The sequence below is a fragment of the Streptomyces sp. NPDC058534 genome, assembly GCF_042717365.1.
Classification (GTDB): Bacteria; Actinomycetota; Actinomycetes; order Streptomycetales; family Streptomycetaceae; genus Streptomyces.
The window spans coordinates 103,149-113,201 of record NZ_JBHXNW010000020.1 but is presented as its reverse complement, the minus strand read 5'-3'; the positions used below and the strand labels follow the sequence as shown (position 1 = coordinate 113,201).

The 10,053-nt window shown below is 72.3% G+C and carries 10 protein-coding genes and 1 pseudogene; 4 read left to right on the top strand and 7 right to left on the bottom strand.

Annotation, left to right across the window (positions count from 1 at the left end; translation table 11 throughout):
• Positions 1–266: 266 nt before the first annotated feature.
• From ACFWR9_RS15355 to ACFWR9_RS15345, 3 genes are read right to left on the bottom strand one after another with little or no spacing between them, the layout of a single operon-like run.
• Entirely contained in the window at positions 267–1,124 is an 858-nt protein-coding gene (locus tag ACFWR9_RS15355) for a biotin-dependent carboxyltransferase family protein (protein WP_383841269.1), read from the bottom strand.
• The gene (locus ACFWR9_RS15350) at positions 1,121–1,783 is read right to left on the bottom strand and encodes an allophanate hydrolase subunit 1 (protein ID WP_383841266.1); all 663 of its coding nucleotides are present in this window, start codon (positions 1,781–1,783) and stop codon (positions 1,121–1,123) included. Before ACFWR9_RS15350 ends, ACFWR9_RS15355 begins: the two co-directional genes overlap by 4 nt.
• The gene (locus ACFWR9_RS15345; RefSeq protein WP_383841263.1) at positions 1,780–2,532 is read right to left on the bottom strand and encodes a LamB/YcsF family protein; all 753 of its coding nucleotides are present in this window, start codon (positions 2,530–2,532) and stop codon (positions 1,780–1,782) included. The genes ACFWR9_RS15350 and ACFWR9_RS15345 overlap by 4 nt, the downstream gene beginning before the upstream one ends.
• A 219-nt stretch (positions 2,533–2,751) precedes the next feature.
• On the opposite strand from ACFWR9_RS15345, the gene ACFWR9_RS15340 reads away from it, so the two are divergent.
• Genes ACFWR9_RS15340 through ACFWR9_RS15325 form a run of 4 tightly spaced genes read left to right on the top strand, consistent with a single transcriptional unit; the run spans position 2,752 to position 6,141 of the window.
• Positions 2,752–3,471, top strand: coding sequence for a DUF969 domain-containing protein (locus tag ACFWR9_RS15340; RefSeq protein WP_383841260.1), 720 nt, complete (start codon positions 2,752–2,754; stop codon positions 3,469–3,471).
• Positions 3,468–4,442, top strand: coding sequence for a DUF979 domain-containing protein (locus ACFWR9_RS15335; protein ID WP_383841257.1), 975 nt, complete (start codon positions 3,468–3,470; stop codon positions 4,440–4,442). The genes ACFWR9_RS15340 and ACFWR9_RS15335 overlap by 4 nt, the downstream gene beginning before the upstream one ends.
• A gap of 35 nt (positions 4,443–4,477) precedes the next feature.
• A complete protein-coding gene (gene pcp, locus ACFWR9_RS15330; RefSeq protein WP_383841254.1) occupies positions 4,478–5,128 on the top strand; it encodes a pyroglutamyl-peptidase I in 651 nt (216 codons plus the stop codon).
• On the top strand, positions 5,128–6,141 hold the full coding sequence (locus ACFWR9_RS15325) for a DUF2891 domain-containing protein (protein WP_383841252.1): 1,014 nt from the start codon (positions 5,128–5,130) through the stop codon (positions 6,139–6,141). Before pcp ends, ACFWR9_RS15325 begins: the two co-directional genes overlap by 1 nt.
• Before the next feature lie 7 nt (positions 6,142–6,148).
• Here the strand turns inward: ACFWR9_RS15325 and ACFWR9_RS15320 are convergent, their stop codons facing one another.
• The 4 genes and pseudogenes from ACFWR9_RS15320 to malX form a co-directional block, all read right to left on the bottom strand.
• Positions 6,149–6,934 carry an alpha/beta fold hydrolase gene (locus ACFWR9_RS15320; RefSeq protein WP_383841249.1) on the bottom strand — a complete coding sequence of 262 codons (786 nt, stop codon included), beginning with the start codon at positions 6,932–6,934 and terminating at the stop codon, positions 6,149–6,151.
• Between the two features lie 108 nt (positions 6,935–7,042).
• Positions 7,043–7,153: pseudogene (locus ACFWR9_RS15315) on the bottom strand (50S ribosomal protein L32); the annotation flags it as partial.
• Between the two features lie 25 nt (positions 7,154–7,178).
• Positions 7,179–8,351, bottom strand: a complete 1,173-nt coding sequence (locus ACFWR9_RS15310) for a MalY/PatB family protein (protein WP_383841246.1) — start codon at positions 8,349–8,351, stop codon at positions 7,179–7,181.
• Between the two features lie 2 nt (positions 8,352–8,353).
• Entirely contained in the window at positions 8,354–9,991 is a 1,638-nt protein-coding gene (gene malX / locus ACFWR9_RS15305) for a maltose/glucose-specific PTS transporter subunit IIBC (RefSeq protein WP_383841243.1), read from the bottom strand.
• Positions 9,992–10,053: the final 62 nt, after the last annotated feature.

Here is a 10,053-nt window from a genome sequence, read left to right as displayed (position 1 = left end):
TGTGTGAGAGAGTGTGCGGGGGTGGGAGCGCGGCTGCCGCGCGCGGCCCCGCCGCGCGCCCCGCCCCCCCCCACCACGACCGCGCCCGGTGCGGCCACCAGGGCGAGCGCCGTGACGACCGCCCGGATACGCGTGGTTGGAGACCTCATGATGGAACCTCCATGCAGAACGTCATGCTTCCTGTGGGGTGGTTGAGCATGCGGTGCAGCACGATGGTGCCCGAGGTCTACGCGCGTACGCCATAGGGCGTCGGCGGCGGGAAGCCGTCAGCCGAGCGTGAAACGCACCGGGGTTCCGGCCGCGGCCTGGGCCGCCGCCGCGAGGGCGGGTTCGGCGACGACCGCGACGACCGGGTAACCCCCTGTCGTCGGATGGTCGTGCAGGAAGATCACGGGACACCCGTCCGGCGGGACCTGCACCGCGCCCAAAACCATGCCCTCGCTGGGCAGTTCGCCCGTCGAGGCGCGCTCCAGCGGCGGCCCCTCCGTGCGCAGGCCGATGCGGTTGCTGTGCGGGGAGACGCGGTAGGCGGCCGACGTGAGGGTGCGCAGGGCGGTCGGCGAGAACCAGTCGGCGCGGGGGCCCAGGCGTACCGGCAGCACCAGTTCGGCGGGCGGGCCGGGCCAGGGGGCGGTCACCGGCAGCGGCGCCGGTCGTGCGGGTGTGCCCACCGGGAGGACGTCGCCGTCCCGCAGGGGGAGTGGCCCCAGCCCCGACAGGAGGTCGGTCGAGCGGCTGCCGAGGACGGGATCGGCGGCGATGCCGCCCGCGACGGCCACGTACGACCGGACCCCCGTGGTGGCCGCCCCCACGTCCAGGACCGAGCCCGCCGCCACTCGCACCCGAGCGCCCCAGGCGGCGGGGCGCCCGTCGACGGTCACGGGGCAGGGCGCGCCGCCGACGACGACGGTGATGCCGCGGTCGGGCCGCAGAGCGCACCCGGTCAGCGTGGTCTCCAGGACGGCGGCGTCCGGATCGTTGCCCAGCAGCCGGTTGGCGAGGCGCATCGCGGGCGCGTCCAGTGCGCCGGAGCGTGGCACGCCGAGGTGGGCGTGGCCGGGCCGGCCCGCGTCCTGCACGGTGGTGAGCGCCCCGGAGCGCACGGTCGTGAGCTTGGCCGTCATGCGCCGGCCTCCGCGGGGGCGCCGTCCGCTGTGACAAATCGCACCCGGGTCCCCGGCGTGAGGAGCGCCGCCCGCTCACGCGTCGGATCCCACAGCGGCCTTGGGTCCGGCATGGTGCCGATCAGCTGCCAGCCGCCCGGCGTGGAGCGGGGGTAGACCGCGCTGTACGGGCCGGCCAAGGCGACCGCGCCGCCCGGCACCCGGGTCCTCGGCGTGGCCCTGCGGGGGACGTGGAGGCGAGAGGGCAGGCCGGTGAGGTAGCCGAAGCCGGGTGCGAACCCGCAGAACGCGACCCGGTAGGTGGGGGAGGCGTGGCGGGCGGCGACCTCGGCGGGGGCGACTCCCCACAGGGCCGCCACGTCGGCCAGGTCCGGACCGTCGTAGCGCACGGGAACCTCCACTACGTCCCCGTCGTCGTCGGGGACCGGCGGTACCTCCCACCCGGTGACCTCGCGGGCCAGCGACTCCGGGTCCGGCACCCCGTCGAGCAGCACGGTCCGCGCCCCCGGTACGACCTCCGTCACCGGCGGCAGGGTCCCGGCGGCGCGCCGGCGCAGCACTTCGGCGTGGAAGGCCGCTGTGTGTTCGGCGTCGGGCAGTTCGACGAGGAGTGCGTGACGGCCGGCGGGGCGCGCCGCGCGGGCCCGGCCGCCCGTCATGCGAACGCCCCGATCCCTGCCCCGGCCGCTTCCAGGGCCTCGCGGACGTGCGCCGCGATCCGGGCCGCGCCCGGGGTGTCGCCGTGCACGCACAGCGAACGGGCGGCGACCGCGACGGTCGTGCCGTCCACCGCCGCGACCTCGCCCCGCACCGCGAATCCCAGCGCGCGGCTGACCACCGCGTCCGCGTCGGTCACCACGGAGTCCGCCTCGCCGCGGGGGACGAGGGTGCCCCGCGCGGTGTAGGCGCGGTCCGCGAAGGCCTCCGGGACACCGGTGAGACCCGCCTCCCCGGCGGCGTCGAGCAGTCGCGAGCCCGGCAGACCCAGCACGGGCAGCGCGCCGCCCGCCAGCCGTACCCCCGCCACGACGGCACGGGCCTGCTCGGCGTCGTGGACGGTGCGGTTGTAGAGGGCGCCGTGCGGCTTCACGTAGGCCACCTCGGACCCGGCGGCCTCGGCGAACACCCTGAGCGCGCCGATCTGGTAGGCGACCTCGGCCGCCAGCTCGCCCGCCGGTACGTCCATGGCGCGCCGTCCGAAGCCCGCGAGGTCGCGGTAGGACACCTGCGCCCCGATCCGGACCCCGCGCTCGGCGGCGAGGGCGCAGACGCGCCGCATCACGGAGGGGTCGCCCGCGTGGAAGCCGCAGGCGACGTTGGCGCTGGTGACGACGGAGAGCAGGGCGTCGTCGTCGGTGAGGGTCCAGCGGCCGAAGCCCTCGCCGAGGTCTGCGTTGAGGTCGATCACACGTCGAACGTAGACGATCGTTGAACGATCCGACAAGAGAGCGATGCTGGCGTCCGGGTGGCGGGAGAAATCCGCCCCTTGTTAGATCGTTGAACGATCGCTAGTGTCCGTGCATCTGCCACGTATCTGGAGCTATGGTCCGGGGACCGCTGAAGCCACGGCCCCGGAGGCTCCGGATCCGTGCTGCCCCGCCCCCTCATGCCTGAAGAAGGCCACCGAATGATCGTTCTCCTCGGTGTGGTCGTGGTGATCCTCGGATTCGTCACGCGCCGCAACCCCGTCCTCGTGGTGGGCGTCGCCGGAATCGTCACCGGACTGCTCGGCAAGATGGACCCGCTGGAGGTCCTCGCGGCCTTCGGCCGGTCCTTCGCCGACAGCCGCTCGGTCACCGTCTACGCCATCGTGCTCCCGGTGATCGGCCTGCTGGAGCGCTACGGCCTGCGCGAACAGGCCCGCAACCTCATCGGGCGCCTGGGCAGGCTCAGCGCCGGCCGGTTCCTCACCGTCTACCTGCTGGTCCGGCAGGTCACCGCGGCGTTCGGGCTCAATAGCATCGGCGGCCCGGCACAGACCGTGCGGCCCCTGGTCGCGCCCATGGCCGAGGCCGCCGCCGAACGCTCCACGGGGGCGAAACTGCCCGACCGGTGGCGCGAGAAGGTGCGCTCCTACTCGGCCTCGGCCGACACCGTGGGTGTCTTCTTCGGCGAGGACTGCTTCATCGCGATCGGCTCGATCCTCCTGATCACCGGCTTCGTGAACTCGACGTACCACCAGGACATCGAACCGACCCAGCTGGCCCTGTGGGCGATCCCGCTCGCCGTCTGCGCCTTCGTCATCCACGGTGCCCGGCTGCTGCTCATGGACAGGCAGTTGGAGCGCGAGATGGCGGTCGCCGCCGCCGAACACGACCTGCCGCTTCCCGAGGGGGCCGACAAGTGATCAAGGTCGAATGGCTGTACTGGCTGATAGGCCTCGTCTTCGTCGTCATGGCCGTGCAGATGGCCGCCGACCGCAGCAACCCCAAGCGGTGGACGTCCGCCGCGTTCTGGGGACTGCTCGGCCTCACCTTCCCCTACGGCACCGGCGTCGCCAACGCCACCGCGAAGAACGGCGACTGGACGCTGCCCGCCGAACCGCTCGGCGTCGCGGTCCTCGCCCTGATCGTGCTCGCCGGCTTCAACTTCCTCGGCAAGGGCGTCCCGGTCACCACCACCGGTGAGCAGCGTGAGGCCTCCGCCGGCCGGCTCGGCAACAAGATCTTCGTCCCGGCGCTGACCATCCCGCTCGTCGCCATCGTCTGCGCCTCGGTGCTGGACGAGTCCGGGCTGTTCGAGACCGGCAAGGCCACCCTGCTCGGACTCGGCCTCGGCTGCATCGCCGCGCTCGTCGTCGGCATGCTGGTGACCGGCGAGAGGAAGCTCTCCGTCCCGGTCCACTCCGGCCGCTCCATGCTGGAGGCGATGGGCTCCGCCCTGCTGCTGCCCCAACTGCTGGCCGTGCTCGGCTCGATCTTCGCCGCCGCCGGGGTCGGCACCCAGGTCGGCAAGATCGTCGACGACGTGCTGCCGGACAACTCCAAGTACCTCGCCGTCATCGCGTACTGCGTGGGCATGTTCCTGTTCACGGTCATCATGGGCAACGCGTTCGCCGCGTTCCCCGTCATGACGGCGGCGATCGGCTGGCCCGTACTGATCCAGCAGATGCACGGCAACGAGCCGGCCGTCCTCTCGATCGGCATGCTGGCCGGGTTCGCCGGCACCCTGTGCACCCCGATGGCCGCCAACTTCAACATCGTCCCGGCCACGCTGCTCGAACTGAAGGACCAGTACGGCCCGATCAAGGCACAGCTCCCCACGGGCATCGCTCTGCTCGGCTGCTGCACCGCCATCATGGCGCTCTTCGCCTTCTGATCCCGGCCCACCCGACCGCACGGCAAGGAACGCCCATGACCCGTGTCCTCATCACCGGCTTCGCCCCCTTCGGCGGAGCGCGCGTGAACCCGTCCTGGCAGGCGGCGTCCCTGGTGGCCGCCGAACCACCCGCCGGGCTCACGGTCACCGCCGCCGAACTGCCCTGCGTCTTCGGCGAGTCCCTCGACGCCCTGCGCGACGCCGTCCGGGTGGCGGCCCCCGACCTGGTGCTCTGCCTGGGCCAGGCGGGCGGACGCCCGGGCGTCACCGTCGAACGCGTCGGCATCAACGTCGACGACGCGCGCATCCCCGACAACGCCGGCGGGCAGCCCATCGACGAACCGGTGGTCCCGGGCGGTCCCGCCGCCTACTTCTCCACCCTTCCCGTCAAGGCGTGCGTCGCCGCGATGCGCGAGGCGGGCGTGCCGGCCGCCGTCTCCAACACGGCCGGCACCTTCGTCTGCAACCACGTGGCCTACGGCCTGGGGCACCTCATAGCCACCGAGTTCCCGCATGTTCGGGGCGGGTTCGCGCATGTGCCCTGGGCGCCGGAACAGGTCGCCGACGGCAGTGCCCCGTCCCTGCCGCCCGCCACTGTCGCCCACGGTCTGCGCGCCCTGCTGGCCACCGCCGCCAGCACCCCGGCCGAACACGACCTGCGAGTCACCGAAGGAGCCACCCACTGATGCCGCTCGGCGCCCACGCGGCCCCGTTCGCCAGGATCGCCCTGGCCAACATCACCCGCGAGTACCCCAACTTCCCGGCCCACCTGATCACTTCCGCGCAGGAGAACTCCGCGCCCAGCTCCCTGCACCCCGCCTTCTACGGCGCCTACGACTGGCACTCCTCGGTGCACATGCACTGGTTGCTCGTCCGCGTGCTCCGCCGCCACGGCGGCACCCCCGAGCTACCGGACACCGCCCCGGCCCTCGACGCACTGGACCGCCACCTCACCCCCGACAACCTGGCCGCCGAGGCCGCCTACCTCAGTGACCATCCCTCCTTCGAGCGGCCCTACGGCTGGGCGTGGCTGCTCGCTCTGGCTGCGGAGTGCCGCGCCCACGACGCCGCGGCGGGCACCCGCTGGACCGCGGCCCTGACCCCCGCCGTCTCCGCCGTCGACCGGCTGCTGGCCGACTGGCTGCCCAAGGCCACCTATCCCGTACGCCACGGCAACCACCCCAACAGCGCCTTCGCGCTGAGCCTCGCGCTCGACTCGGGGGAACTGCCCGCCGAGACCGACCGGGCCGTACGGGAACGTCTGCTCACCTGGTTCGCCGACGACCACGACGCGCCCGCGCACTGGGAACCGTCCGGCCAGGACTTCCTCTCCCCGGCGCTGAGCGAGGCCGACGCGATGCGCAGGGTGCTCCCGCCGGACCGGTTCGCGGCATGGCTGGACCGCTTCCTGCCCTCGCTCACCTCCGGTGCGCCCTGCCCGCTGCTTGAGGTACCGGTGGTCTCCGACCACGCCGACCCGCAGATCGGCCACCTGCTCGGCCTGACGCTCAGCCGGGCGGCCGCGCTGCGCGCTCTCGCGGACGCCCTGCCCGACGGTCCGGTCCGCGCCCGCCTGGACGCGGCGGCTGCGGCACACCTCGCGGCGGGCATGCCGGCGGTGGAGCGCGGCGACTTCACCACCGACCACTGGCTGGCGACGTTCGCCGCCCTGGCCCTCGACCCGGTCGCCCGGCCCTGACGCCGGGTCACCCGCTGCGGCGGCGGATCGGCATCATCGTCTCGACCGCCGCCTCCTGCGCGAGGTGGTCCAGGACCAGCCCGTTGACCAGGGCCGGCTTCTCCAGCGGCACCAGGTGGGAGGCGCCGGGCAGCACGGCCAGCCGCGCGTCGGGAAGCGCGCGGTAGAGGGCGGTCGTGTGCTCCAGCGTCATCAGGTCGTCGTCGCCGGCCACGACCAGGGTGGGCGCGGTGACCCGGCCCAGCTCCCGCGCGGTGAGGGTGGGCTGGGTGCGCCACATGTCGATCACCTTCACCGCCACCACCGGCCAGTGGTCCGCACCGTCCGGTGAGGCGGCCTCGTACATCTCGCGGAAGAACTCCATGTCCGGGCTGCCGGGTGTCATCGCGTCCAGCATCTCCGGCTCGACGAAGCACTCTCCGGCGGGCCGGAAGTTGGCCCCGATCAGCACGACCCGGCGCACCATGTCCGGCCGGGCGAGGGCGACGACAAGCGCGACGACGGCCCCGTCGCTCCAGCCGACCAGGTGCGCGGGTCCGCCCACCACCGTCTCCAGGAACGCCACCGTGTCGTCGGCCATGTCCTGGTACGTCAGCGGCCCGTCGACGTCGGGGGTGTGCCCGTGCGCGCGCCGCTCGGGCAGCAGGACGCGGTACGCGGCGGCGAGATCGGCGCGCTGTGCTCCCCAGGTGTCGTTGGTGCAGAAGCCGCCGTGCAGCAGGATCAGCGGATCGCCGGTCCCCTCGCTCTCGTACCAGGTCCTCACACCAGGAAGGTCCGCGTAGTCACCCATCGTCCAGGCCCTCTCCGGCCGGCTGCCAGTCCCGGCCAGTGTCCGCCGGGGCATGGGCGGCTGCAACGCGGGGACCTGGCGGCGGCGCGATGCGCCCCTGGGCCTCGCTCAGTCCTCCGGCCGCAGCAGGCCCCGACGGTAGGCCGGCACCAGGTGCGGGACCAGGTGGGTCAACCCGTCCGCCGTCACAGGCACCAGGGCGGGCGTGCTCTCCTTCCACCCCGACGCTACATAAAAACCATGTTCATTGGGAATCGGGTGCGATCCGCCGCACCGCCCGCACCAGCGCCTCGACCCCCGCCTCCGCCTTGGACCGGGGGCACCCGACGTTGAGCCGCACCAGCCCCGGGGAGCCGTAGGCGGCCCCCGGCATGACGGCCACCTTCTCCACCTCCACCAATTCGCGCTGGAGCGCGTCGTCGTCGACCCCGAGGGGCCGCAGGTCGATCCAGGCCAGGTATCCGGCCTGCGGGGGCTCCCAGCCCAGCCGCGGGAACGCCGCGCGCAGCCGGCCGGCGACCATCGCGAGGTTGCCCGCGAGATACCCGCGCAGGGCGTCCAGCCAGGGTGCCCCGCTCCGGTACGCGGCGATGTGACCGACCAGCGACAGTACGGCAGGGGAGGAGAGACCGTCGGCGTCCTTGAGCTGCCGCAGGTACGCGTCGCGGGAGGGCGCGTCGCCGATGATCCCGTAACTTCCGGTCAGCGCCGGGATGTTGAAGGACTTGGACGCTGAGCTGAGCACGGCCCAGCGGCCCTCGCCGCCGTGCCGGACCCAGGGGCGGTGGACGTGCGGGGCGTACGCCAGGTCGGAGTGGATCTCGTCGCTGATGACCGCGACGCCGTGCCGCGCGCACAGCCGCGCCATCCGGTCCAGCTCCGCCGCGTGCCACACCCGGCCCGTGGGATTGTGCGGCGAGCACAACAGCAGCACGGCCGTGTCGGGCAGCGCCAGGAGCCGTTCGAACTCCGCCCAGTCGTCCAGGGGGCACTCCCGCAGCCGGCGCCCGTTGGCCGCCACCGTCCTGGGGAACGCGTCGTACATCGGGGTGTGGGCGACCACGCCGTCACCAGGCCGCGACCACAGGCGCAGCAACTGCGAGATCTGGTAGACGACGGAGGGGGCGTACAGGATGGACCCGGGGTCCACCTCCGTGGCGTGCCGCGTGCCGTACCAGTGCACGATCGCGGAGAGGAAGTCGCTCTGGCGCCAACGCGAGTAACCGAGCACCCCGTGGTCCAGGCGGTCCCGGAGCGCGGTAAGGATCTCCGGGGCCGTCTCGAAGTCCATGTCGGAGATCGTGAAGGGCAGCAGGTCAGGCACGCCGAACCGGTCCTGGACGTAGTCCCACTGCGTGCACCAGGTGCCGCGCCGGTCCACCGGCGTGTCGAAGTCGTAGGGCGGTGACGAGGCCATGGTCAGCCCACCGGGATCATCGTGGCGATGGCGTCCTTCACGGACTGGACCTGCGGGCCGATGATGACCTGCACGTTGTGGCCGTCGAGCTTGATGACCCCCACGGCGCCCAGCTTCTTCAGCCGTGTCTCGTCGACCCGTTCGGCGTCCTCGACCGTCATGCGCAGGCGGGTGATGCAGTTGTCCAGCGACCGGATGTTGTCGGCGCCGCCGATCGCGTCGAGGATGGCGACGGCGTCGTACTTCCCCGCGACCAGCTCACGCGGGGGCGCGGCCTTCTCGGCGGAGCCGGTGGACGCCGCACCGTCCTTCTCGTCCCGCTGCTCGGCGCCTTCCTCCGCGCCCTCGTCCGGGTCGTCCTCGCGGCCGGGAGTCCTGAGGTCGAAGCGCCTGATGGCCCAGCGGAAGAGGAAGTAGTACACGGCGAACCACACCGCCGCGATGACCGGCACCAGGTACCACTTGGTCGTCGAGCCCTGCAGCACGCCGAAGACCAGCCAGTCGATGACGTTGCCGTCGGTGTTCCCGATGTAGACGCCGAGCACGGCCGCCGTGAGGAACCCGAGACCGACGAGGACCGCGTGGATGGCGTACAGCCACGGGGCGACGAAGAGGAACAGGAACTCCAGCGGCTCGGTGATGCCGCCCACGACGCAGGCGACGACGCCGGACACGAGCAGGGCCTTGATCTCCGGGCGCATCCGTCGCTTCGCGCAGTGGTACATCGCCAGCGCGGCGCCCGGCAGACCGCCCAGGTAGGCCGCCATCTTGCCCTGCGAGAGGAAGTGCGTCGCGTCCGTGACCGCGGAGTTGGGTGCGGCCGAGCAGTCCAGCTGGGCGTAGAACATGTTCAGGGCGCCGGAGACGTGGTCGCCGCACACGGCTCCGGCACCGCCGACGTCGGTGAAGCGGAACATGGCCACGAGGATGTGGTGCAGCCCGATCGGCCGCAGCAGGACCTCGCCCATGCCGAAGAAGAACGGCCCGAAGACCCCCGTGTGTCCGATGCCCCGGCCCACCGCGGTGATCCAGCCGTTGAACGTCGGCCAGACCAGCGGGATGAGGAGACCGAGCACGCTCAGGACCAGGGCCGAGACGATCGGGACGAAGCGCAGCCCGCCGAAGAAGGCGAGCGCGTCAGGCATCCGCTGGGTACGAAAGCGCCGGTGGAGCAGGCTGACAACGATGCCAACGGCCACGGCGCCGAGCAGTCCCGTGTCGATGGACTGCACGCCCAGCACGTCGGCTATGCCGTAGTGCTCGATCGCCTTCTCGTCCTCGAAGTCGACGCCTTTCGCGGTGAGGTAGAAGTTCACCGCGAGGTTCATGGCGGCGAACCCGACGAAGCCCGAGAAGGCCGCCACCCCCTTGTCCTCACGCGCGAGGCCGAGCGGAATCGCCATCGCGAAGAGAACCGGGAGGAACGTGAAGGCGACCAGGCCGGTGTTGGCCATCCAGGTGAAGACGAGGTGCCAGCCCTCGCCCTTCAGAAAGGCAACGTTGTCAGTGACGGCCTCGCTGGACAGGGAGGAGCCGATGCCGAGCATGATGCCGCAGAACGCGAGCAGGGCCACCGGGAGCATGAACGTCTTGCCGAGCCCCTGGAGGAATTCCCAGAGTGCGGCCTTGGTCTTCTGCATGTGTACGGAACTTTCGAGCCTGGGGGGACGGACCCGTCCGTCCGCCGGACGGATCACATCAC

Coding starts and splice junctions, on each gene's coding strand:
- ACFWR9_RS15355 (WP_383841269.1), bottom strand. CDS start 1,124: ATGACGGCCAAGCTCACGACCGTGCGCTCCGGGGCGCTCACCACCGTG.
- ACFWR9_RS15350 (WP_383841266.1), bottom strand. CDS start 1,783: ATGACGGGCGGCCGGGCCCGCGCGGCGCGCCCCGCCGGCCGTCACGCA.
- ACFWR9_RS15340 (WP_383841260.1), top strand. CDS start 2,752: ATGATCGTTCTCCTCGGTGTGGTCGTGGTGATCCTCGGATTCGTCACG.
- pcp (WP_383841254.1), top strand. CDS start 4,478: ATGACCCGTGTCCTCATCACCGGCTTCGCCCCCTTCGGCGGAGCGCGC.
- ACFWR9_RS15325 (WP_383841252.1), top strand. CDS start 5,128: ATGCCGCTCGGCGCCCACGCGGCCCCGTTCGCCAGGATCGCCCTGGCC.
- ACFWR9_RS15320 (WP_383841249.1), bottom strand. CDS start 6,934: ATGGGTGACTACGCGGACCTTCCTGGTGTGAGGACCTGGTACGAGAGC.
- ACFWR9_RS15310 (WP_383841246.1), bottom strand. CDS start 8,351: ATGGCCTCGTCACCGCCCTACGACTTCGACACGCCGGTGGACCGGCGC.
- malX (WP_383841243.1), bottom strand. CDS start 9,991: ATGCAGAAGACCAAGGCCGCACTCTGGGAATTCCTCCAGGGGCTCGGC.